The sequence below is a fragment of the Sphingopyxis sp. GW821-FHT12F08 genome (assembly GCF_058806755.1).
On sequence record NZ_JBXAQA010000007.1, the window covers coordinates 221,707 to 243,097 of the forward strand.

General features: G+C 66.7%; 20 protein-coding genes and 2 tRNA genes. 8 read left to right on the forward strand and 14 right to left on the reverse strand.

Features of this window, described 5'->3' with window-relative positions:
- Nucleotides 1-18 precede the first annotated feature (18 nt).
- The 4 genes from AC1RNQ_RS19105 to thyA form a co-directional block, all read right to left on the reverse strand.
- Complete coding sequence (locus AC1RNQ_RS19105; protein WP_493173712.1) at nt 19-1,278, reverse strand: dihydrolipoamide acetyltransferase family protein; 1,260 nt, start codon at nt 1,276-1,278, stop codon at nt 19-21.
- Between the two features lie 4 nt (nt 1,279-1,282).
- A complete protein-coding gene (locus AC1RNQ_RS19110) occupies nt 1,283-2,287 on the reverse strand; it encodes an alpha-ketoacid dehydrogenase subunit beta (RefSeq protein WP_493173948.1) in 1,005 nt (334 codons plus the stop codon).
- A 17-nt stretch (nt 2,288-2,304) separates the two neighbouring features.
- Nucleotides 2,305-3,600, reverse strand: a complete 1,296-nt coding sequence (locus tag AC1RNQ_RS19115; RefSeq protein WP_493173714.1) for a 3-methyl-2-oxobutanoate dehydrogenase (2-methylpropanoyl-transferring) subunit alpha — start codon at nt 3,598-3,600, stop codon at nt 2,305-2,307.
- 95 nt (nt 3,601-3,695) lie between these two features.
- Nucleotides 3,696-4,655 carry a thymidylate synthase gene (gene thyA, locus AC1RNQ_RS19120; RefSeq protein ID WP_493173716.1) on the reverse strand — a complete coding sequence of 320 codons (960 nt, stop codon included), beginning with the start codon at nt 4,653-4,655 and terminating at the stop codon, nt 3,696-3,698.
- Between the two features lie 103 nt (nt 4,656-4,758).
- Between thyA and AC1RNQ_RS19125 the strand changes: the two genes are divergently transcribed.
- Nucleotides 4,759-5,187 (forward strand): JAB domain-containing protein, encoded by a 429-nt coding sequence (locus tag AC1RNQ_RS19125; RefSeq protein ID WP_493173718.1) that lies wholly within the window; start codon nt 4,759-4,761, stop codon nt 5,185-5,187.
- Nucleotides 5,188-5,298: 111 nt separating this feature from the next.
- Nucleotides 5,299-5,375: transfer RNA gene (locus AC1RNQ_RS19130), tRNA-Pro, on the forward strand.
- A 168-nt stretch (nt 5,376-5,543) separates the two neighbouring features.
- Here AC1RNQ_RS19130 and AC1RNQ_RS19135 read toward each other — a convergent pair.
- Nucleotides 5,544-6,422 (reverse strand): N-formylglutamate amidohydrolase, encoded by an 879-nt coding sequence (locus AC1RNQ_RS19135; RefSeq protein ID WP_493173720.1) that lies wholly within the window; start codon nt 6,420-6,422, stop codon nt 5,544-5,546.
- Between the two features lie 137 nt (nt 6,423-6,559).
- On the opposite strand from AC1RNQ_RS19135, the gene cpdR reads away from it, so the two are divergent.
- Both cpdR and AC1RNQ_RS19145 read left to right on the forward strand, forming a co-directional pair.
- Complete coding sequence (cpdR, locus tag AC1RNQ_RS19140) at nt 6,560-6,937, forward strand: cell cycle two-component system response regulator CpdR (protein ID WP_493173721.1); 378 nt, start codon at nt 6,560-6,562, stop codon at nt 6,935-6,937.
- Nucleotides 6,938-7,007: 70 nt separating this feature from the next.
- Nucleotides 7,008-7,082: transfer RNA gene (locus tag AC1RNQ_RS19145), tRNA-Val, on the forward strand.
- A 44-nt stretch (nt 7,083-7,126) separates the two neighbouring features.
- Here the strand turns inward: AC1RNQ_RS19145 and AC1RNQ_RS19150 are convergent.
- Complete coding sequence (locus AC1RNQ_RS19150; protein ID WP_493173722.1) at nt 7,127-7,921, reverse strand: SDR family oxidoreductase; 795 nt, start codon at nt 7,919-7,921, stop codon at nt 7,127-7,129.
- 99 nt (nt 7,922-8,020) lie between these two features.
- Here AC1RNQ_RS19150 and AC1RNQ_RS19155 point away from each other — a divergent pair, with 99 nt between their 5' ends.
- The 4 genes from AC1RNQ_RS19155 to AC1RNQ_RS19170 all read left to right on the forward strand — a co-directional run bounded on the left by AC1RNQ_RS19155 (nt 8,021) and on the right by AC1RNQ_RS19170 (nt 13,036).
- Nucleotides 8,021-8,890, forward strand: a complete 870-nt coding sequence (locus AC1RNQ_RS19155) for an alpha/beta fold hydrolase (RefSeq protein WP_493173724.1) — start codon at nt 8,021-8,023, stop codon at nt 8,888-8,890.
- 22 nt (nt 8,891-8,912) lie between these two features.
- Complete coding sequence (locus AC1RNQ_RS19160) at nt 8,913-9,659, forward strand: energy transducer TonB (RefSeq protein ID WP_493173725.1); 747 nt, start codon at nt 8,913-8,915, stop codon at nt 9,657-9,659.
- Nucleotides 9,660-9,781: 122 nt separating this feature from the next.
- Nucleotides 9,782-12,295 carry a TonB-dependent receptor gene (locus tag AC1RNQ_RS19165; protein ID WP_493173727.1) on the forward strand — a complete coding sequence of 838 codons (2,514 nt, stop codon included), beginning with the start codon at nt 9,782-9,784 and terminating at the stop codon, nt 12,293-12,295.
- A 57-nt stretch (nt 12,296-12,352) separates the two neighbouring features.
- On the forward strand, nt 12,353-13,036 hold the full coding sequence (locus AC1RNQ_RS19170) for a Fe2+-dependent dioxygenase (RefSeq protein ID WP_493173728.1): 684 nt from the start codon (nt 12,353-12,355) through the stop codon (nt 13,034-13,036).
- Nucleotides 13,037-13,043: 7 nt separating this feature from the next.
- Here AC1RNQ_RS19170 and AC1RNQ_RS19175 read toward each other — a convergent pair whose 3' ends face one another.
- The 8 genes from AC1RNQ_RS19175 to hutI all read right to left on the reverse strand — a co-directional run bounded on the left by AC1RNQ_RS19175 (nt 13,044) and on the right by hutI (nt 21,375).
- A complete protein-coding gene (locus tag AC1RNQ_RS19175; protein ID WP_493173729.1) occupies nt 13,044-13,907 on the reverse strand; it encodes an FAD:protein FMN transferase in 864 nt (287 codons plus the stop codon).
- A gap of 92 nt (nt 13,908-13,999) precedes the next feature.
- Nucleotides 14,000-14,839 (reverse strand): DUF4198 domain-containing protein, encoded by an 840-nt coding sequence (locus AC1RNQ_RS19180; protein WP_493173731.1) that lies wholly within the window; start codon nt 14,837-14,839, stop codon nt 14,000-14,002.
- 22 nt (nt 14,840-14,861) lie between these two features.
- Nucleotides 14,862-15,386, reverse strand: coding sequence for a DUF2271 domain-containing protein (locus AC1RNQ_RS19185; protein WP_493173732.1), 525 nt, complete (start codon nt 15,384-15,386; stop codon nt 14,862-14,864).
- Nucleotides 15,387-15,396: 10 nt separating this feature from the next.
- Nucleotides 15,397-16,044 (reverse strand): PepSY-associated TM helix domain-containing protein, encoded by a 648-nt coding sequence (locus AC1RNQ_RS19190; RefSeq protein ID WP_493173734.1) that lies wholly within the window; start codon nt 16,042-16,044, stop codon nt 15,397-15,399.
- Between the two features lie 195 nt (nt 16,045-16,239).
- Complete coding sequence (hutU, locus tag AC1RNQ_RS19195; protein ID WP_493173736.1) at nt 16,240-17,895, reverse strand: urocanate hydratase; 1,656 nt, start codon at nt 17,893-17,895, stop codon at nt 16,240-16,242.
- Nucleotides 17,892-18,680, reverse strand: a complete 789-nt coding sequence (gene hutG, locus AC1RNQ_RS19200) for an N-formylglutamate deformylase (RefSeq protein WP_493173738.1) — start codon at nt 18,678-18,680, stop codon at nt 17,892-17,894. Before hutG ends, hutU begins: the two co-directional genes overlap by 4 nt.
- Nucleotides 18,677-20,197, reverse strand: coding sequence for a histidine ammonia-lyase (gene hutH / locus AC1RNQ_RS19205; RefSeq protein WP_493173740.1), 1,521 nt, complete (start codon nt 20,195-20,197; stop codon nt 18,677-18,679). The genes hutG and hutH overlap by 4 nt, the downstream gene beginning before the upstream one ends.
- Nucleotides 20,188-21,375: an imidazolonepropionase gene (hutI, locus tag AC1RNQ_RS19210; protein WP_493173742.1), complete on the reverse strand. Its 1,188-nt coding sequence runs from the start codon at nt 21,373-21,375 to the stop codon at nt 20,188-20,190. The genes hutH and hutI overlap by 10 nt, the downstream gene beginning before the upstream one ends.
- Between the last annotated feature and the right edge of the window lie 16 nt (nt 21,376-21,391).

A 21,391-nucleotide genomic window follows, 5' to 3' on the forward strand; every position in this document is an offset into this window, starting at 1 on the left:
CGCGGGGGCGACGGTTTATCAATCCGCGAACAGCAAAACCGGCGTCTCGACCAGCTTCTTGAGCGCCTGGACGTAGCTCGCGGCGTCCCAGCCATCGACCACGCGGTGGTCGCAGCTGATCGACAGGTTCATCAGCTTCGCGCGGCGGATGTCGTCGCCGTCGAAGACCGGCCGTTCGACGATCTTGTTCGGGCCGATGATCGCAACCTCGGGCCGGTTGATCACCGGTGTCGTCGCGATGCCGCCGAGCGGGCCCAATGAGGTGACGGTCAGCGTGCCGCCGGTCAATTCCTCGACCTTCGCCTTGCCGGTGCGGGCGGCCTCGGCCAAGCGCGTAATCTCGCTCGCCAATTGCCAGACATTCTTGTCCTGCGCGTCGCGGATCACCGGGACCATCAGCCCCGCGTCGGTCTGCGTTGCCATGCCGAGATGCACCGCGCCGTAGCGCGTGACCACGCCGCCCTCGTCGTCGTAGCGCGCGTTGATCATCGGGAATTGCGGGACCGTGCGGCAGATCGCGACGATCAGGAAGGGCAGCATCGTCAGCTTGGGACGGCCGCCGCGGTTGGCGTTGAGGTCGGCGCGCATGTCCTCGAGCGCGGTGACGTCCATTTCCTCGACATAAGTGAAATGCGGGATCGCGCGCTTCGACGCCGCCATATTCTCGGCGATCTTGCGGCGCATGCCGATGACCTTGATCGGCTCGTCGGCGCGCGCGCGGCTCGCCCCGGGGACATAATAGCCCTGCCCGCCGCTGTAGCGCAGGAAGGCGTCGAGGTCGGCGTGGCGGATGCGGTCGCCTTCGGCATGGACCTGGCCCAGATCGACGCCGAGATCCTTGGCGCGCGCACGGACCGCGGGCGATGCGAGGACCTGGCGGTCGTGCGCGGGCGCAGCAACCGGAGCCGGAGTGGGCGCGGGAGCCGGCGCGGGCGCGGCGACGTCGGCCACCGACACCTCTTCAGTCCCCGGCGTTTCCGCGACAATCTCTTCCTCGACCGGCGTGTCCACGGGCGGCGCTTCGACCTCGCCGTCGCCATTGGTCTCGATCACCGCGAGCGTCGAACCGATCGGGATCAGGTCGCCGACCTCGCCCGCCAGTTCGACGACGATCCCCGACACGGGCGATTCCATTTCGACGGTCGCCTTGTCGGTCATCATGTCGGCGAGCTGCGCGTCTTCCTCGACGCGCTCGCCGATCTTGACGTGCCAGGCGACGATTTCGGCCTCGGCGATGCCTTCGCCGATGTCGGGCAGACGGAATGAATAGCGGGCCATGACGTCAGTCCTTCAAAATCTTGGTGAGCGCGGTCGCGATGCGCACCGGGCCGGGGAAATAGGCCCATTCGAGGCTGTGCGGATAGGGCGTGTCGAAGCCGGTGACGCGTTCGACCGGCGCCTCGAGATGGTAGAAGCAGCGTTCCTGGACGAGCGCCGCGAGTTCGGCGCCGAAGCCCGAGGTGCGCGTCGCTTCGTGAACGATCAAACAGCGGCCGGTCTTCTTCACCGACGCCTCGATCGCGTCGATGTCGAGCGGGAGTAGCGTGCGCAGGTCGACGATCTCGGCGTCGATGCCCATTTCCTCGACGATCGTCTTGGTGACATGGACCATCGTGCCATAGACGAGGATCGTAAGCGCTTCGCCTTCGCGGACGGTGGCAGCCTTGCCGAGGTCGATGCGGTAATAGCCTTCCGGCACCGCGCTCGCGTCATGCTTCGACCAGGGCTCGACCGGGCGGTCGTAATAGCCGCTGAACGGGCCGTTGTAGATGCGCTTGGGTTCGAGGAAGACGACGGGGTCGTTATCCTCGATCGCCGCGATCAGCAGGCCCTTGGCATCATAGGGGTTCGACGGGATCACCGTCTTCACGCCGCAGATATGCGTCATGATGCTTTCGGGCGACTGGCTGTGCGTCTGCCCACCGAAGATGCCGCCGCCGAAGGGCGTGCGCACCGTCATCGGGCAGATGAAGTCGTTCGCCGAGCGGTAGCGTAGCCGTGCCGCCTCGCTCACGAGCTGGTCGAGGCCGGGGTAAATGTAATCCGCGAACTGGATCTCGGGGACCGGGCGCAAGCCGTAAGCGCCCATGCCGACCGCGACCCCGATGATGCCGCATTCGTTGATCGGCGTGTCGAAGACGCGGGTCTTGCCGTGCTTTTTCTGGAGGCCAGCGGTCGCGCGGAACACGCCGCCGAAAAAGCCGACGTCCTCGCCCATCACCACCGTGTTGGGGTCTCGTTCCAGCATGACGTCCATGGCGCTGTTGATCGCCTCGATCATGTTCATGGTCTTGGTGTCGGCCATCATTCGGGCTTCCAATTGGGGCCGAATTTGGCCTCTTGCTCGGCGAGCATCTGGTCGCATTGTTCCTTGAGGTGCCAGGGCATTTCCTCGAACACGTCCTGGAACATCGTCTCGAACGGCTGGTGCATGCCGTGACCCAGAATACCGAGCTTTTCTGACTGCTTCTGGGTCGTCTTGACCAGCTCGTCGAGCTCCTTGGCCTGCGCGGCGTGACGGTCCTCATCCCATTCGCCGAGCGCGATCAGATGCTGCTTGAGCCGCGCGATGGGATCGCCGAGCGGCCAGGCGGTCGCTTCGTCGGCGGGGCGATACGCACTGGGATCATCGGACGTGCTGTGCCCTTCGCTGCGATAGGTGAAATGTTCGATCAAGGTCGGGCCGTTGTTGGTGCGGGCGCGATCGGCGGCCCACTGCGTCGCGGCATAGACCGCGAGCGGATCGTTGCCGTCGACGCGCAGCCCGGCGATGCCATAACCCACCGCGCGCGCCGCGAAGGTCGTGCGCTCGCCGCCGGCAAAGCCCGAGAAGCTCGAGATCGCCCACTGGTTGTTGACGATATTGAAGATCACCGGCGCATTATAGACGGTCGCGAAGGTCAGCGCCGAGTGGAAGTCGCCTTCGGCCGACGAACCCTCGCCGCACCACACGGTCGCGATACGGCTGTCGCCTTTCGACGCCGAGGCCATCGCCCAGCCCACCGCCTGCGGATATTGGGTGGCGAGATTGCCCGAGACGCTGAAGAAGCCGTGTTCGGGCGCCGAATACATGATCGGCAGCTGGCGGCCGAGCAGATGGTCGCCGCGGTTCGAATAGATCTGGTTCATCATCTGGATCAGCGGATAGTCGCGTGCGATCAGGATGCCCTGCTGGCGATAGCTGGGGAAACACATGTCGGCGCGATCAATCGCCATCGTCGAGGCGATCGAGGTCGCCTCCTCGCCGGTGCACTTCATGTAGAAGCTGGTCTTGCCCTGCCGCTGCGCGCGGAACATGCGGTCGTCGAACGCGCGGGTGAGCATCATGTAACGCAGCATCACGCGCAGCCGCTCGGGGGTCAGCTTGGGATCCCACGGGCCCTTGGCGACGCCGTCGAAATCGAGCACGCGGACGAGGCCGTAGCACAGGTCACGCATCGCATTGGGCTTGCTGTCCTCGCTCGGCCGCGGGGTCGCGCCGACCTCGGGCACCGCGATATCGCCGAAATCGGGGGTGTCGCCGGGGCGATAGCGCGGCTCGGGAATATGGAGCGACAGCGGCGGCAGGTTGCTCGCCGGGCGCCCGGGCGTGTCAGACATATCCTCGTCCTTCGAAGGCGCGAATCGATGCGCCTAGTTATATTTCACCATGGCGACATATTATTTCGGTCGCCATAGGAATGCAACGGCGGCGCTTAGACCGCGACGGGCGCGGAAATATGCGACTGCGGGGCATAATCCTCGACCGCGAAATCCTCGAACCGATAGTCGAAAATGCTCGAAGGCCGGCGAAGGATGCGCAGCCTTGGTTCGCCTTCGGGCACACGGCGCAACTGCTGTTCGACCAGATCGGCGTGGTTGAGGTAGAGATGCACGTCCCCGCCGGTCCACACGACTTCGTGCGCGTGGAGCCCGGTCTGCTCGGCGACCATGCGGGTGAGCAGCGCCGCCTCGAAGATATTGAAGGCGAAGCCCAGCCCGAGGTCGCACGAGCGCTGGAAGAGCAGGCACGACAGCCCGCCGTCGCTGCGGACATGGAATTGATAGGTCATGTGGCACGGCGGCAGCGCCATCTGATCGATATCCGCGACGTTCCAGCCGGTGAAGATGTGCCGCCGCGATCCCGGGTTGTTTTTGAGCGAGTCGATCAGCGCCGCGATCTGGTTGTGACCCTGCTCGGCGCGGCGGAAAAGCCCCTCGCCTGCCGGCTCGTAGCGCGGCCAGTTGACCCATTGATGGCCGTAGACGGGACCAAGATCACCCCACTTGGCCGCGAAATCGGCGTCGGCGATAATCCGCGCCTCGAAATCCGCGGCGCGGATATCCTCGCCGGTCGCCTTGCGGTATTTTTCGAGCGGCCAGTCGGTCCAGATCTTCACCCCCTGCGCCACCAGCGCGCGGATATTGGTGTCGCCGGTCAGAAACCACAAAAGCTCGCGCAGCGCGGTCTTCCAATAGACGCGCTTCGTCGTGAGCAGCGGGATCGCGTCGTCTTGCAGCGAGAAGCGCATCGTCTCGCCGAACAGCGAGCGCGTACCGACGCCGGTGCGATCGACGCGTTCGTCGCCCTCGATCCAGATGCGGCGCATCAGGTCGAGATATTGCAGTTCATAATGGATGGACTCAGGCAAGATTCGCTCCCTGCTTTGCGCCATTGCTAGGCTTGGTATGGCGACGCGGCAAGCGCCGCGGGCGATCCTCCATTGCGGGCCAATCCCCGCTTTGGCTTTGCCGCGCGGCAGCGCATGAAGGCGCCCCATGACGCGATACGACCCCATCGAAACGCCCGGCGCTACGCCGGCATCGCCCGGCTTTGTGCCGCGGAGCGACGAGGAGGAACTGGCGCGCCTGCTGCTGCGCCCCCTCTTCCCCGCCGAGGACGAAATGCTGCTGATCGCGGGCTTCGACGCCTTCGACCGGCTGCTGTGCATCGAATATGCCGAGGGCGATCGCAACGGCCGCTGCGTCGTCCCGCCGCATGTCTGGCGCGCGGCGCTGGGCGCGCGTCCCGCGCATATCCTGCTCGCGCACAACCACCCGTCGGGAATCGCGCGGCCCAGCGACGCCGACATCGCAACCACGCGCGAATGTGCTCGCTTCCTGGCGCCGCTCGGCATCGCCCTGTCGGACCATATGATCTTTACCGCGGAGGGACATTTCAGCTTCTGGCGTGCCGGATTGCTCTAGGATCGGCAATCGTCACCACTATGCCGATTGGCGCTTGAAGTTCGCAAGATGCGCGTCTAGGGGACCGCTCTGCCTTCGCGGCGGCCCATGCGGTCGTTCGCCAAGATCGGTCGGGGAGTAGCTCAGCCTGGTAGAGCACTGTCTTCGGGAGGCAGGGGCCGGAGGTTCGAATCCTCTCTCCCCGACCAGTTTCTTTTGCAATCAACACCCCTTGTAACCTGCGGGCAGAACACCTAGGTTGGTGTCACGCCGCTATGGTTTTCCCCCTTTCCATCGCGGCGCAGTGTCCCACCGAAAGGTGCGGGCGCGTCCTCCCTGGACCCTGGCCACCTCGTACTTCGGTACGAGGTGGTTTTTTATTCGGCAGCTTGGGGCAACGCCGCAGCGCCCGGCCAGGCTGCGGAAACTTCCTGTAAAAGCCCATAAAACCAGTCCGATAAGGGCTTCAGCTTGTCACTGTCAGGGGTCCGGTCGCGGCGGAGATAGAGGCTGCGGTCGATCTCGATCTGCACCGCCTGCACCCCGCGGTCCGGGCGCCCATGCGTACGCACGATATGCCCGCCGGCATAGGGCTGGTTGCGCGAGACGGGCACGCCGAAGCGTTCCGCCGCCGCGACGACCGTATCGACCAGCCACGGATCGGCGGTATCGCCGAAGCGGTCGCCGACGACGATTTGCGCGCCATGCCCCGCCTGCCCCGGCGGAATCGAGGGCATGCTGTGCAGATCGACAAGAATCGCATGCCCGAAACGGATACGCGCGGCCTCGAGCGCGTCGGCAAGCGCCGCGTGAAAGGGGCGATGCAGCGATTCGAGCCGCCACGCGAGCGCCGCGCGGTCGAGCGGCTTCTTCCATAGGGGCCCGACATCGGCGAGCCGGGTCGGGATCACGCCGAGCCCCGCGCGCTCCTTACGCCCCGGCGCCGAAAATTGCGCGCGCAGTTGCGGCGCGACCTCGCCCGGTGCCATCTGACCCTCGCCGCGGTTGCAGTCGGCGACCGCGCGTGCCCACAAAGCCTGGACGACGGTCGCCCCCGCCTCCGTAGCGCGCGTAGCGATCAGGTCCGACCAGCCATCCTCGAGCCGCTCGAGTTCGGGCCGCGTTGCCCGCGCAACCTCGAGAATCTCGGGCGGATAGATGCGCCCGGCGTGCGCCAGCGACACCACCACCGGCCCCGCGCCGGTAGCCGGGCGGTCGACGGCGATCGCGGCGGAAAGGTCAGGACGGCGGCGCATCGGCATGACGTGGCAAAAATCGGCCGGGGAATCCAGCGCCGCCGAAATTTGTTAAGTTTGTCGCGCTATGAGACGGTTTCGACTATAGCCCCGATGCCCAGAGGCGCGGTGGCGGGACCATGGGGGCGACGATTGGCATGATTCGCATATTGCTGGCGGAAGACGATGATGTGATGCGCGAATATCTCGCGCGCGCGCTGACCAGCGCGGGCTATCACGTCACCGCGGTCGACCGCGGGACCGAGGCGGTGCCGCTGATCGATTCGGGCACGTTCGACCTGCTGCTCTCGGACATCGTCATGCCCGAAATGGACGGGATCGAACTCGCGCAGCACACCGCGAAGGTCGCGCCGCAGACCCAGGTCATGTTCATCACCGGTTTCGCCGCGGTATCGCTGCGCGCCGAGGAAAATGTGCCGCAGGCGAAACTGCTGTCGAAGCCCTTCCATCTGAAGGATCTGGTGCGCGAGGTCGACACTCTGTTCGGCCGCGCCGACCGCTCGCACCAACAATAAGGACATTCCCGCACCGAAGGGCTTGCCAAGCGGTGCGGGGGATATTAGGGGGCGCGTCACCCCAAGGGATGGGCGTGTAGCTCAGTGGTAGAGCACTGTGTTGACATCGCAGGGGTCGCAAGTTCAATCCTTGCCACGCCCACCACTAAAAAGGCCGCGGACCCGCCGGGTTCGCGGCCTTTTTGGCGTTCAGGCCATGCCGCGCGCCAGGTCGCCGCGCGAGGCGTCACCGATCTGGCTGCCGCCGTCGCAGTCGAGGATCGTCCCGGTGATATAGCCCGCCGCGGGCGAGCAAAGGAACACCGCCGATTCGGCAACTTCTTCGACCTCGCCCCAGCGCTTCATCGCGATGCGGTCGAAATGCGACTGCCGCGTTTCGGCGTCCGGGGCGAGGCGCGCCATGCCTTCGGTTCCGGCGATCGGTCCCGGCGAGATGCCGTTCACCCGCACCTCGGGCCCCCATTCGAGCGCGAGCACGCGGATCAGCTGGTTGATCCCCGCCTTAGCCGCGCAGGCATGCGCCTGCAACGCCGAGGCGTTGATCGCCTGCCCCGCGGTGATCGCGATCAGCGAGGCGCCGGGGCGATTGAGCAGATCGTGGCAGCCGCGAAAGACGTTGAAGGTGCCGTTGAGGTCAATGTCGACCACGGTGCGGAAGGCGTTCGCCGACATGCCGAGCACCGGCGCGAGGAAATTGCCCGCCGCGCCCGAAATGACGATGTCCATCGGGCCGAACTTGTCGACGACGGTCTCCATCACCCCGCGAATCGCGGCATAGTCGCGCACGTCGCCCGACAGGCCGATCGCGTCATGCCCGATTTCGGCGGCGGCGCGTTGGGCCTTGTCGGGATCGCGCCCCGCGACCGCCACCTTTGCCCCCAGCTCGGCGAAGCGCTTGGCGATGCCCAGGTTGATGCCGCTGGTGCCGCCGGCGACGAACGCGGTCTTGCCCGCCAGCAGATTGTCGCGAAACGCACTCGTCATATTCTTCTCCCCATTCGGCTTTCTCCCTTCCAGACCCGCATGGGGTTGACGGAATGGAATCGGTGGCCTTTTGAAACCCGACAAGACAGCAAGGATCATATGATGGCAAGCGGCCCCACCTCGAACAGCTTCATCTCGCAGCGGCTGAAGCTCCATTATGCCGATTGGGGCAATGAAGACGCCCCCCCGCTTTTGCTGGTGCATGGCGGGCGCGACCATTGCCGCAGCTGGGATTGGGTCGCCGAGAAGCTCTGCGACCGATACCATATCATCGCCCCCGACCTGCGCGGTCATGGCGACAGCGCCTGGTCGCCCGACGGCAATTACGAGATGGGCGCCTTCGTCTACGACCTCGCGCAGCTGATCCACCAGCTCGACCTTGCGCCGGTGACGATCGTGTCGCACTCGATGGGCGGCAATATCTCGACGCGCTACACCGGCCTGTTTCCCGACAAGGTCAAAAAGCTGGTGTCGATCGAAGGGCTCGGCCCCTCGCCTGCGGTGCAGGAGGAGCGCAGCAAGACGGCGTTCGACGAGCGCATGCGCCAGTGGATTGAGGACAAGCGCCAGGCCGCGGGGCGCCAGCCCAAGCGCTACAAGACGCTCGACGACGCGCTGGCGCGGATGGCGGCGGAGAATGCCTATCTGACGCCCGAGCAGGCGCGCCACCTGACGATCCACGGCATCAACCGCAACGAGGACGGCAGCTGGAGCTGGAAGTTCGACAATTATCTGAACATCTGGACGATCTTCGACATGCCGCAGGAGGAGTTGCACAAGCTCTGGTCGAACATCAGCTGCCCAACGCTGCTGCTCTATGGCGCCGACAGCTGGGCATCGAACCCCGAAAAGGACGGGCGAATGGAGCATTTCAACAACGCCAAGGTCATCGAGTTCGAAAATGCCGGCCACTGGCTGCACCACGACCAGTTCGACCGGTTCATGTCCACGCTAGACGATTTCCTCTAAAGGCCGTCGGGTTCGCGCGCATATGCGCGGTCCGGATGGCGCGATGACTTACACGGGGCAGATTTCGAACGGACAGCGCGCGATCGCCGGCGGCGGCGCCTTGCTCGGCCTGCTCGTCGTCGGGCTGGGCCTCGCGAGCGGGCTCGACCTGGCGGCGGTGCGCAAGGCGAGCGAAGCGATCAGCGCGATCGCCCTTCCCGCTCCCGAGCCGCCCGAGCCGGCGTCGGTTCCGGCCGAGCGCCCACCGCAAAAAGTCGCAGGCGCCGCTTCGGCCGCTAACCGGCACGCCAAGGCCGCAGCGGTCATCGCACCCGAGCCCAGGCTCCCGCCACCCGTCCCGCCGCCAGTCTCCGCGGCGCCCAAGCCGGGCAGCGGCAGCGAGGCGTCGGCGGGTGCAGCACCCGTCGCAGGTCCGGGATCGGGCGCGGGCGGACGCGGCGACGGGCTCGGCGCGGGCGGATCGGGGAGTGGGAGCGGCGGCGGCACCCGCCCTGCCTGGCGCAGCGGCACGATCGAGGATCGCGACTATCCGGGGAAAGCGCGGCGCGCGCGGGTCGGCGGCGAGGTCGAGGTACGCTTCACGATCGAAGCGACGGGGCGCGTCACCGGCTGCCGCGTCAGCAAATCGAGCGGCGACGCTGCGCTCGACACGACGACCTGCCGCCTGATCGAGAAGCGTTTCCGCTTCAAGCCCGCGACCAACGCCGCGGGACTCGCGGTCGCCAGCAGCTACGGTTGGCGCCAGACCTGGTGGCTCGAACGTCGATAGCGCGCTATTTCGCTCAAAACGCCACAAAATGCGACAATATCGCGAATGATTATCAATATGGATTGACACTGAGAACGACTCTCAATAGCGGCCCCCTCGAACAAAGCAAAAGGGGGTTACTCGTGAAGCCATCGACGTCCGCATCATTCCTCGCGCTCTCCTGCGTCGGAAGCCTCATCAGCGCGCCGGCGCTCGCCGCCGAAGCCGACGCCGGACAGGACGCGCCAGGCGGCCGCAGCGACATCATCGTCACCGGCACGCTGGCGACCGAGGTGGAATCGCCCAAATCGACCGCCCCCATCGTCGACACCCCGCAGACGGTCACCGTGATTTCGCAGGAAACCCTGCGCCAGCAGAACCTCCTCACCCTGCGCGACGCGTTGCAGACGATCCCCGGCATCACCTTCGGCGCGGGCGAAGGCGGCGGCGGTTATGGCGACTCGATCAACCTGCGCGGCTATTCGGCGAACAACGACCTGACCGTCGACGGCGTCCGCGACAGCGCGCAATACAGCCGCACCGACCCCTTCAACCTGCAGCAGATCGAGGTCTATAATGGCGCCAATTCGGTGTTCAACGGATCGGGCAGCGTCGGCGGCACGATCAACCTCGTCAGCAAGATCCCCTTCGCGCGCAACGCCACGACGGTGCAGGCTGCGGTCGGCACCGACAATTATTACCGCGCCTCGGTCGACAGCAATTACCGGCTGAACGAATTGATCGCGGTGCGCATCAACGCGATGTACCATGAAAATGACGTGCCCGGCCGCGATGTGGAATCCTATCAGCGCTGGGGCGTCGCGCCCTCGATCACGCTTGGCGTCGACAGCGATACCAGCCTGACGCTCGCCTATCTCCACCAGGACGACGACAATACGCCGATCTATGGCGTTCCCTATTTCCTCAGCACGCTCAACGACGGGCCGCTGCCGGGGGTCGACGACAGCGACTATTTCGGCATCGTCAACCTCGACGAGCAGAAGACCAAGGTCGACCGCCTGACCGCAACCTTCCGCCATGCGTTCAACGACAACGTCTCGATCCGCAACCTCACCCGCTGGCAACGCGTCGGCCAGTACAGCCAGACCAGCGCGCCGCAGGGCACCTTCTGCCTCGCCAACAACCAGCAACCGATCGGCTCCGGCCCGAACCCTTCCGCGGGCAGCGCCTGTACCGTATCGCTGACCAACGTCGTCGATTCGAACGGGGTGTTCCGTACCAGTGCCAATCCGCTCGCGATCACGGTGGCGTCAGGCTTTTATCAGCCCAACGGACCGCGCGGGCTGGTCCGCGATCAGGTCAACAACCTGATCCACAACCAGACCGACGTCACCATCGAAAGCGGCTCGAAGGGCGGCATCCACAATATGCTCGTCGTCGGCGCATCGATGAGCTGGGAAGATTATAGCATCACGACCGCCAGCCTGGCACGCAATGCCCTGGGCCAGGCCGTCGTGCTGCCGCAGATCGACCTGTCCAACCCCGACACCGTCTATACCGGCCCGGTCAACTTCACCGTCACCGCGCGCTCGCAGGGCAAGAGCCGCAACATGGCGATCTATGCGTTCGACACGCTCGAACTGGGCACGATGTTCGAACTGAACGCCGGCGTCCGCTACGAAAAGAACCGCGCCGAATTCCGCAACATCCCGCTTGGCGTCTATCCCCCGGGCACCACGCCGCTGACGCCGTTGCAGTTGCCGACACAGGTCAGCGACGAAAGCCTCTTCTCCTATCGCGTCGGCGCGGTCTTTCACCCGATCGAGAATGTCAGCCTCTACGCCGCCTATGGCAATGCCAAGACGCCCTCGTCGGCGACAGTGCGGCTCGGTTGCGGAACGCTTCCGGCATCGGGCGCCGCAGATCCGTGCGCGGTCGCGCCGGAAAAGGCACGGACCTATGAAATCGGCGCCAAGGCCGAACTCATGGACAAGAAGCTGCTGTTGACCGCCGCGCTGTTCCGCAACGAGCGCAGCAACTTCCGCACGCCCTCGAACGACCCGTCGCTGCCCAACTCGCTGCAGGTTCTCGATGGCAAGTCGCGCGTCGATGGTGTGGCGCTCGGCGTTACCGGCAACGTCACCCCCGAATGGGCGATCTTCGCCAACTACACCTATCTCGACAGCACGGTGAAGCAGAGCGTCTCCGACTTTTGCCTTGCCAACCCCGGACCGGTCGCACCGATTCCGCCGGCCACAGCGATTACCAACCCCTGCGCCAACAGCGTGGCGATCCCCGATCCGCAGCGCGGCGACCGGCTGATCCAGACGCCGAAGCATTCCGGCAGCCTGTTCACCACCTACGTCTTCCCGTTCGGACTGCAGGTCGGTTATGGCCTGACCTATCAGGGCAAGTTCGCGACCAATCAGCGCAATCTGCTGCAGCGCACGCAGTTCATCGTCGATGACTATCTGATCCACCGCGCCTTCGTGTCGTACGACTTCAAGAACGGCCTCGTGGCGCAGCTCAACGTCAGCAACCTGACCAACGAGGATTATTACACCGGCGTGCGCAACAACGTCGGCGCGGTCACCACCGCCGCGAACGGCACGGTCTCGGGCGGCGCGGTGAGCGGCGGCTGGGCGACCCCCGGCGACGCACGCTCGGCGGTGTTCAGCCTCTTCTACAACTTCTGATCGACCGGGCGGGCGCGGCGATTGCCGTTCCCGCCCTTTTCGCTCTAGAAGCGCCGCATGATCCGGATCATTCCCGATGTGCTCGACGCCGATGGTGTCGCCAAACTCCGTGCCATCCTCGACGCCGCGTCGTGGATCGACGGCAACGAGACCTCGGGCCCGCAGGCCGCACTCGCCAAGCGCAACGAGCAGCTTCCCGAATTCAGCGATGCCGCGGCCGAGGCCGGCCGGATGGTCCTCGATGCGCTGGGGTGGACGCCGCTGTTCATAGCATCCGCGCTGCCGCTCAAAATCTATCCGCCCTATTTCAACCGCTACGCAGGCGGCGACAAGTTCGCCGACCATATCGACAATGCCATCCGCATGCGCCGCGGCAGCGATTTTCGTATCCGCAGCGACCTGTCGGCGACGCTGTTCCTCTCCGAACCCGACAGCTATGAAGGCGGCGGGCTGGTCGTCGAGGGCATGGCTGAAGCGCCGGGGATCAAGCTACCCGCGGGGCATATGGTCCTCTACCCCTCGTCGACCGTGCACCGCGTCGAGCCCGTCACCGCGGGAACGCGTGTCGCCAGCTTCATGTGGATCCAGTCGATGATCCGCGACCAGGGGCAGCGCGACCTGCTGTTCGACCTCGACATGGGGGTGCAGGGCGCCGCCGCCCGGCTGGGTCAGGGCGATCCGGCGGTCGTCCGCCTGACCGGCGTCTATCACAACCTGCTGCGCCGTTGGGCCGACGCCTGACCGCTGTCTAGTCGAGCATTTCCCGCCAGGCGCGCGAGACATGTTCGCGGCCGTTGGCGAGGATGCAGGCGGCGAGCCCCTGCTCGTCGGCGAGCGCGATACCGGCGTCGGCGCCCATCACGGTGAGCGCGGTGGCCCAGCCGTCGGCCATCATGCAGCTGCGGTGCAGCACCGTGACCGAGCGCACGCCATTGGCGATCGGGCGCCCGGTGCGCGGGTCGAAGCTGTGCGAATAATGCTGCCCGTCGATGTCGAGCCCGCGGCGGTAGTCGCCCGAGGTCGCGACCGACAGGTCGTGGAGCGCGACGCGCCAGCTCGCGCCGGGCCAGGACGGGGGCAGCTCGACATCGACCCACCAGGGCTGGCCGTCCGGGCGGATCCCCTCGCCGCGCAGTTCGCCGCCGACCTCGAGGAGGAAATGGCGTACGCCGTTCGTGAGCAGCCATTCGGCTGCGAGGTCGACACCATAGCCCTTGGCGATGCCAGACAGGTCGAGCAGCGCGCCTTCGCTGCGGCGAATACGGCTTGCACCAGGATTGAGTTCGATACCGCCGTTAGTCGGCACGGCGGCTTCGGGAACGGCATCGACCGGACCGCGCGCGCCAAAGCCCCACGCCTCGCTCAGTTCGCCGAGCGTCAGGCTGAACGCGCCGCCGCTGAGGTTTCCGATATCGAGCCCCGCCGCCACGACGTCCGCGAATTCGGCGGGGATCGCCTGCCATTCCCCTGCAGGCGCACGGTTGAAGCGCGAGAGGTGGGACTCCACCTCCCACTGGCTCATCTGCGCGACGACGCGGTCGAGCGCCGCCTGCACGCCCTCGCGCGTCCCCGCGGGCGGCGCGACGGCGTGCAGGGACCAGTCGGTCCCCATCGTTTCGCCGACAAAGGTCTGAATAATCGCCCCGGCGTTACGCCCGGCAAAAGCAGCGGGCGTGAGCGCGCGGGGGATCAGGATGCGGTCGGTCAGGGCGCCAACACTTCCAGCGTTGTGACATAGCTCGCGCGGCGCTGCGGCGCGGCGTTCGCCGGCGGCGGGCCTTCGCCCTCGCCTTCGGCGCGCGGGGTGGTGACGTTGACCCAGTACATACCGGGCTCCGCCCAGTTGAGAATGACCTTGCCCTCGCCGTCGGTCTTGAGCGTCTCTTCGCCCAGGTCGTCGCGGTAGCGGATGCCGCCGCGGATCACGGTCACGGGCAGGCCCGCGCCGGGCTTGCCGTCGAGCAGGAACCGGAAGGTCGCCGCTTCGCCCGCGATCAGGTCGTTTGGGTGCGTCACCGGAACGAGTTCGATGCCCTTGCCGGTCGGCTTGAACAAAGTGTCGGTCGGCTCGCCCACGGTCACGAAAATCTCGTTGCGATTGCTCGATTCGGCGGTCTGCACATTGGTCGCGCCCGCCGGGATGCGCTCGGCCAGGTTGGCGGTCGTGGTACCGCGCGGCAGGCGTTCGGTCTTGCCGCCCAGGTCATAGCTGCCCATCACGCCGTCGACCGCCGAGGCGATCTTCCACGTTCCCTTCTGCGTGAGATGGACGTCGAAGGTGCTGCGATAGCGCCCCGTGGCCTTGTTCTCGATCCTCGCTTCGGTGCCGTCGGGCGCCCAGGCCTTCATCGCGTCGAGGCGCAGCGGCTGGTGCTCGAAATAGAAAAGGTCGTTCGACACCGCGGCGTCGACGGTGACCCACACATCGTCGCCCGACAGCACGGTCGAGGACGGCATCATCCACTGGCGGTGCGCGTTGGCGGGTGCGGCGGCGACAGCGGCGAGCGCGACGGTCGCGGCCAGAGTCCATAATTGCTTTTTCATTGTCCTGCCCTTTTCTGGTCGATCAGCGGAAAGAAATCGAAACGGCGCCGAGCTCGGCCTTGCCCGCGGCCTTGCCACCTGCGCCCGCCTTGCCCGGCCAGGTGAAGGGGATACGGAGCATTTCGCGGCCGCCAACTTCTCGCGCGGCCTCGACCACCAGCACATAGTCGCCCGCCGCCATCGCGCCGAGCTGGGCGCGGGTGAAGCTGATCTTGTGCGCCCCCGGCGCGCGCGTTGCGCCGGTGATGCCGTTGACGGGAAAGGTCATTGCGCGGCCCGAAACGCGCCACCACTGGCGCACGTCGCGCAGCCATTTGGTGCCCTCGTTGGCCTTCATGTCATGGTCGTACCAGACCGCGACGGTCTTGGCCTTCGACCCCGCCTTCTCGACCCAGAAGGCCACGTACGGCTTGTGATATTCGGCGACCTTGAGCCGCGGGATGTTGACCGTGACGTCCATCGTCGCCGGCGCGGCGGCGAGCACGGGCACGGCGAGCGCGGCGCTGATCGAACCGCCGATCACGAGCGCGCGGGGAGAAGGCTGCATGGTCATACTCCTAGTGAATGAAGACGATGGCGATGGCGGCGGGGATCGCGAGCCCGGCGCCGACGAGCGGCCAAGTGCTCTTGCGCTTGGCGGCGTGGAGCCACAGCAGGAACAGCCCGGTGACCGCGAAGACGAGGCAGGCGAAGGAGAAGATGTCGATGAACAGGCTCCACTCGCCGCCCGAATTGCGGCCCTTGTGGAGGTCGTTGAGATAGGAGATCCAGCCGCGATCGGTGACCTCGCCGGTCACTTCGCCGGTCGCGCGATCGATATCGACCCAGGCGTCGCCGCCGGGGCGCGGCGCGGGCAGGTAGACATTCTCGGGCGCCCATTCGGCCTCGCCCCCCGCCTTGACCGGGAAATTCGCCTCGACCCAGTCGGCGACGGGTTTGGGCAGCGGCCCCTTGGCGTCGGCGGGTTCGGCTTTCGTCAACGCGGCGAGCAGCGCGCGCGGAATCTGCGCGGTCTTCTCGGTGACGACGGGCGATCCCTCGATGTCGGCGGCGTGATTCAGCGTGAAGCCGGTGATCGCGAACAGCACCAGCCCGATCAGGCTGATCGCCGAACTCATCCAGTGCCACATGTGCAGCTGCTTGAGCCAGAAGGTCTTGCGGCTCTTCTTCGTCGGGGCCGGACGGGAGGTCGAGGGAGCGTGCATCGTGGCGCCGCCACTATCGAGAACGATTCTCAATTACAACAACTAATCCCGATTTTCCCATGCAAAGCCCCTCCCCTTCAGGGGAGGGGTTGGGGTGGGGTCTGTTGGGACGCGCAAGGCTTCTGGACCCCACCCGCTGCGACTAACGAACAAGTTCGTACGTCTCGCTGCCCTCCCCTGAAGGGGAGGGAGGATTTAGGAGAGGCTTGGCAGGTCGAGGCCCTTTTCGCGTGCGCAGTCGATCGCGATGTCATAACCCGCGTCGGCGTGGCGCATCACCCCGGTGCCGGGGTCGTTCCACAGCACGCGTTCGAGCCGCTTCGCCGCCTCGGCCGTGCCGTCGGCGACGATCACCATGCCGCTGTGCTGCGAATAGCCCATGCCGACGCCGCCGCCGTGGTGCAGCGACACCCAGGTCGCGCCCGAGGCGGTGTTGAGCAAGGCGTTGAGCAAGGGCCAGTCGGACACGGCATCGGTGCCGTCCTTCATCGCCTCGGTCTCGCGATTGGGGCTCGCAACCGACCCCGAATCGAGATGGTCGCGGCCGATCACCACCGGCGCCTTGAGCTCGCCCGAGGCAACCATCGCGTTGAACGCGAGGCCCAACCGGTGGCGGTCGCCGAGCCCGACCCAGCAGATGCGCGCGGGCAGGCCTTGAAAATGGATGCGCTCGCGCGCCATGTCGAGCCAGCGGTGGAGATGCGCGTCGTCGGGCAGCAACTCCTTCACCTTGGCATCGGTCTTGTAGATATCCTCGGGATCGCCCGATAGCGCCGCCCAGCGGAACGGACCGACGCCGCGGCAGAACAGCGGGCGGATATAGGCGGGGACGAAGCCGGGGAAGTCGAAGGCATCGGCCACGCCCTCGTCGAAGGCAACCTGGCGGATGTTGTTGCCATAATCGACGACGGGCAGCCCCGCCGCCTTGAAATCAAGCATCGCGCGGACATGCACCGCCATCGACGCCTTGGCCGCCGCGGCGACCGCCGCGGGATCACTCTCGCGCTTGGCGAACCAGGTGTCGAGGCTCCAGCCCTGCGGCAGATAGCCGTTGACCGGGTCGTGCGCCGAGGTCTGGTCGGTGACCAGGTCGGGTCGCACCCCGCGGCGGACGAGCTCGGGATAGACGTCGGCGGCGTTGCCGAGCAGCCCGACCGATACGGGTTCCTTGGCGGTAGTGACGATCTCCAGCGCCTCGTCGAGGCTGGTCGTCATCCGGTCAACATAGCCCGTCTCCAGCCGCATCTCGATCCGGCTCGGCTGGCATTCGACCGCGAGGCACGAGGCACCCGCCATCGTCGCGGCGAGCGTCTGCGCTCCGCCCATCCCGCCGAGGCCCGCGGTCAGGATCCATTTGCCGCTCAGGTCGCCGCCATAATGCTGGCGCCCCGCCTCGACGAAGGTTTCATAGGTGCCCTGCACGATCCCCTGGCTGCCGATATAGATCCAGCTGCCCGCGGTCATCTGGCCGTACATCATCAACCCGGCCTTATCGAGTTCGTGGAAATGCTCCCAATCGGCCCATTTGGGAACGAGGTTCGAATTGGCGAGCAGCACGCGCGGCGCGTCGGCGTGGGTCCTGAACACGCCCACGGGCTTGCCCGACTGGATCAGCAAGGTCTCGTCGCCCTCCAGCCGCTTCAGCGTCTCGACGATCCGGTCGTAGCTTTCCCAGTCGCGCGCGGCGCGGCCGATGCCGCCATAGACGACCAGCTCCTGCGGCGCCTCGGCGACGCGGGCGTCGAGATTGTTCATCAACATGCGCAGCGGCGCTTCGGTCAGCCAGCTTTTGGCGGACAGCTCGGGTCCGGTGGCGGCGCGGATATGGCGGCTGTTGTCGAGACGGGTCATGGGCGTCCTTTCGCAAAATCGAGCACCGCAGCGAGGATGCGGGCGAGGTCGGTGCGCAGCCCGGCAGCGCGGTCGTCGTCCCACGCCGGAGCCTCGCCTTCGGTGAGCGGGCTTTCGTCGAGATAGGCGCGCATCGCGGTCTCCATCTGGATCGCGTGCACGCCGCTGGCGGGCTGGCCATAGTGGCGCGTCGTCCAGCCGCCGCGAAAGCGCCCGTTGAGCACAGACCAGCGCGGGCGGCATTCGGCCATCACGGCATCGCTCAGCGCTGTGTCACAGGTGGTGCCGTTGTCGGTACCGATATTGAGCTCGGGCAATTCGCCGTCGAACAGGCGCGGCACGACGCCGCGGATCGAGTGGCAATCGTAGAGCACGATGCGCGGATGGCGCGCGCGCAGACGTTCGATCTCGTTGGCGAGCGCGGCGTGATAGGGCTGGTGAAAGGCGGCGCGCCGCGCTTCGACGTCGGGGGCCTCGCCCTCGTTGTAGAGCGGTTCGCCGTCGAAGGTCTCGGTCGGGCAGAGCCCGGTCGTCGCCTGCCCCGGATAGAGCGAGGCGCCCGACGGGTCGCGGTTGCAGTCGACGACGCTGCGCGAAATATCGGTCCAGACGAAGGTCGCATCGACCAATCCGTCGTAGAGTCGGCGGATGTGCCAGTCGGTGTCGAGCAGCGCGAGGTCGCGCGAGCGGAAGGCGGAGAGATATTCGTCCGGAATCTCGGTGCCGCCGTGCGGGAAGGCGAGGATCAGCGGCGTGTCCGCGCGTTCGACATGCAACCAGCTCATACCGCGATCCCCGGCAGGTCGCCGACCAGATCGACGAGCTTTCCGCTACGCACCAGGCCCTGCGCCGCGGCGATGTCGGGCGCCATGTGGCGATCCTCGTCGAGCGTCGGCACGGTCGCGCGGAGCAGGCCGCGCACGCGCTCGATCGCCGCGCTCGATTTCAGCCCGCCATGGAAATCGCACCCCTGCCCCGCCGCGAGCAACTCGATCGCAAGCACCGCGTCGACATTCGCCGCCATCTCGGCCAGCCGCCGCGCGCCATGCGCCGCCATCGAGACATGATCCTCCTGGTTCGCCGAGGTCGGGATCGAATCGACGCTGGCGGGATAAGCGCGCTGCTTGTTCTCGGACACCAAAGCCGCGGCGGTGACCTGCGGGATCATGAAGCCCGAATTGAGCCCCGGCCTGGCGACGAGGAAGGCAGGCAGTCCCGACAGTGCGGGATCGACAAGCATCGCGGTGCGCCGCTCGGACAGGCTACCGATCTCGCACAGCGCCAGCGCGATCATATCGGCGGCGAAGGCGACGGGCTCGGCGTGGAAATTGCCGCCCGACAGCGCCTCGTCGGTGTCGGGGAAGATCAATGGGTTGTCCGAGACGCCATTCGCTTCGACGAGCAAGGTCGCCGCCGCCTGCCGCAGCAGGTCGAGCACCGCGCCCATCACCTGCGGCTGGCAGCGCAGGCAGTACGGGTCCTGTACGCGCACATCGCCGAGGATATGGCTGGCGCGGATTTCCGAACCCTCCATCAGTCCCGCGAGGGCCGCGGCGGTCTCGATCTGTCCCTTGTGCCCGCGCAGCGCGTGGATGCGCGGGTCGAAGGGGGTGTCCGAACCCTTCGCCGCTTCGGTCGAGAGGATGCCGGTAACCAGCGCGCTGCCGTAGAGCCGCTCGGCCTCGAACAACCCGGCGAGCGCATAGGCGGTCGAAAATTGCGTGCCGTTGAGGAGGGCGAGGCCTTCCTTGGGGCCGAGGACCAGCGGTTCCAGCCCGGCATCGGCGAGCGCGATGGCAGCCGGGACGCGCGCGCCTTCGACAAAAATCTCGCCCGCGCCGATCATCGCCGCCGCCATATGCGACAGCGGGGCAAGATCGCCCGACGCGCCGACCGAGCCCTGCGCGGGGGTCACCGGGATGAGATGGCGATCGATCATCGCCTCCAGCAGTTCGATCGTCGCCGGGCGCACGCCCGATGCCCCGCGCGCGAGGCTCGCGAGCTTCAGGGCCATCATCAGCCGGGCGATGCGCTCGGGCATCGGCGCGCCGACCCCCGCGGCATGGCTGAGCACGATATTGCGCTGGAGCGTTTCGAGATCGCCCGCCTCGATCCGCACCGTCGCGAGTTTCCCGAAGCCGGTGTTGATCCCGTACACCGCCTCGCCGCGCGCGAGGATGCGCTCGACCGCGGCGGCGCTCTCGGCGATCGCGGCGCGGCATTGGGGCGCCAGCCGCACCGGCGCGCCATGATAGATCGCGCGCCAGTCGGCGAGGCTGATCGAGCCGGGGGTCAGGTGCATGTTCCGTCCTTGATGCGCATATGAAGCGGGTTGAAGCCGATGCGATAGACGAGCTCGGCGGGTTCGCTGACATTCCAGACCGCGAGGTCGGCCGCCTTGCCGGGTTCGAGCGTGCCGATTTCGCCTTGCAGGCCGAGCGCGCGCGCAGCGTTGACCGTGACCGCGCGCAGGCATTCGGTCACCGACAGGCCGAACAGGGTCGCGCCCATGTTGAGCATCAGCAGCAGCGAAGTCGTCGGCGAGGTGCCGGGGTTGCAATCGGTGGCGAGCGCCATCGAGACGCCGGCGTCGCGGAGCGCCTGTACCGGTGGCTTCTTCGTCTCGCGCATGAAGTAAAAGGCGCCTGGCAGCAGCACGGCGACCGTCCCGGCGTCGGCCATCGCCGCGATATCGGCACCGTCGATATGTTCGAGATGGTCGGCGGAGAGCGCGCGGTAGGAGGCTGCTAAGCTGGCGCCGGCGAGGTGCGAAAGCTGCTCGGCGTGGAGCTTGACCGGCAGACCGGCGGCTTTTGCGGCGTCGAAGACGCGCGCGATCTGCTCGGGCGAAAAGCCGATGCCTTCGCAAAAGCCGTCGACGGCGTCGGCGAGGCCTACCGCGGCGGGGATGATCTGCTTGCAGACCAGCTCGACATAGACGTCGGCATCGCCCTTATATTCGGGCGGTACGGCGTGCGCCGCCAACAGCGTGGTGGCGACGCGCACATCGCGCGCGCGCCCGAGAGCCCGCGCCGCGCGCAGCATCTTGATCTCGTCGTCCTCGGTCAGGCCGTAGCCCGACTTGATCTCGATCGTCGTGACGCCCTCGGCGAGCAGTGCGTCGAGCCGCGGCAAGGCGCTGGCGACCAGCGCCGCCTCGTCCATCTCACGCGTCGCGCGCATCGTCGAGACGATGCCGCCGCCCGCGCGCGCAATCTCTTCATAGGTCGCGCCTTCGAGCCGCATCGCCCATTCGTTCGCGCGGCTGCCGCCGTGGACGAGGTGCGTGTGGCAGTCGATCAGGCCGGGGGTGATCAGCCGGCCCTCGCAGTCGACGACTTCGGCCGCGGCGGGCGCTTCGCTGGCGGGTCCGACCCAGGCGATGCGCCCGTCGTTTGCGCCGATCGCGCCCTGTTCGACCAGCCCCAGGCCGTCGCCGGTGAGGGTCGCGAGTCGCGCATTGGTCCAGATTCGATCCATGCCGCCAACTTGCCAG

Bases quoted from the DNA above. Each gene is read 5' to 3' on its own strand.
- AC1RNQ_RS19115 (WP_493173714.1), bottom strand. From the start codon at position 3,600: ATGTCTGACACGCCCGGGCGCCCGGCGAGCAACCTGCCGCCGCTGTCG.
- AC1RNQ_RS19175 (WP_493173729.1), bottom strand. From the start codon at position 13,907: ATGGGGACCGACTGGTCCCTGCACGCCGTCGCGCCGCCCGCGGGGACG.
- AC1RNQ_RS19185 (WP_493173732.1), bottom strand. From the start codon at position 15,386: ATGCAGCCTTCTCCCCGCGCGCTCGTGATCGGCGGTTCGATCAGCGCC.
- hutG (WP_493173738.1), bottom strand. From the start codon at position 18,680: ATGAGCTGGTTGCATGTCGAACGCGCGGACACGCCGCTGATCCTCGCC.
- thyA (WP_493173716.1), bottom strand. From the start codon at position 4,655: ATGGCGCAAAGCAGGGAGCGAATCTTGCCTGAGTCCATCCATTATGAA.
- AC1RNQ_RS19110 (WP_493173948.1), bottom strand. From the start codon at position 2,287: ATGAACATGATCGAGGCGATCAACAGCGCCATGGACGTCATGCTGGAA.
- cpdR (WP_493173721.1), top strand. From the start codon at position 6,560: ATGATTCGCATATTGCTGGCGGAAGACGATGATGTGATGCGCGAATAT.
- AC1RNQ_RS19190 (WP_493173734.1), bottom strand. From the start codon at position 16,044: ATGCACGCTCCCTCGACCTCCCGTCCGGCCCCGACGAAGAAGAGCCGC.
- hutI (WP_493173742.1), bottom strand. From the start codon at position 21,375: ATGGATCGAATCTGGACCAATGCGCGACTCGCGACCCTCACCGGCGAC.
- AC1RNQ_RS19150 (WP_493173722.1), bottom strand. From the start codon at position 7,921: ATGACGAGTGCGTTTCGCGACAATCTGCTGGCGGGCAAGACCGCGTTC.
- hutU (WP_493173736.1), bottom strand. From the start codon at position 17,895: ATGACCCGTCTCGACAACAGCCGCCATATCCGCGCCGCCACCGGACCC.
- AC1RNQ_RS19180 (WP_493173731.1), bottom strand. From the start codon at position 14,839: ATGAAAAAGCAATTATGGACTCTGGCCGCGACCGTCGCGCTCGCCGCT.
- AC1RNQ_RS19125 (WP_493173718.1), top strand. From the start codon at position 4,759: ATGACGCGATACGACCCCATCGAAACGCCCGGCGCTACGCCGGCATCG.
- AC1RNQ_RS19105 (WP_493173712.1), bottom strand. From the start codon at position 1,278: ATGGCCCGCTATTCATTCCGTCTGCCCGACATCGGCGAAGGCATCGCC.
- hutH (WP_493173740.1), bottom strand. From the start codon at position 20,197: ATGCACCTGACCCCCGGCTCGATCAGCCTCGCCGACTGGCGCGCGATC.
- AC1RNQ_RS19155 (WP_493173724.1), top strand. From the start codon at position 8,021: ATGATGGCAAGCGGCCCCACCTCGAACAGCTTCATCTCGCAGCGGCTG.
- AC1RNQ_RS19160 (WP_493173725.1), top strand. From the start codon at position 8,913: ATGCGCGGTCCGGATGGCGCGATGACTTACACGGGGCAGATTTCGAAC.
- AC1RNQ_RS19170 (WP_493173728.1), top strand. From the start codon at position 12,353: ATGATCCGGATCATTCCCGATGTGCTCGACGCCGATGGTGTCGCCAAA.
- AC1RNQ_RS19135 (WP_493173720.1), bottom strand. From the start codon at position 6,422: ATGCGCCGCCGTCCTGACCTTTCCGCCGCGATCGCCGTCGACCGCCCG.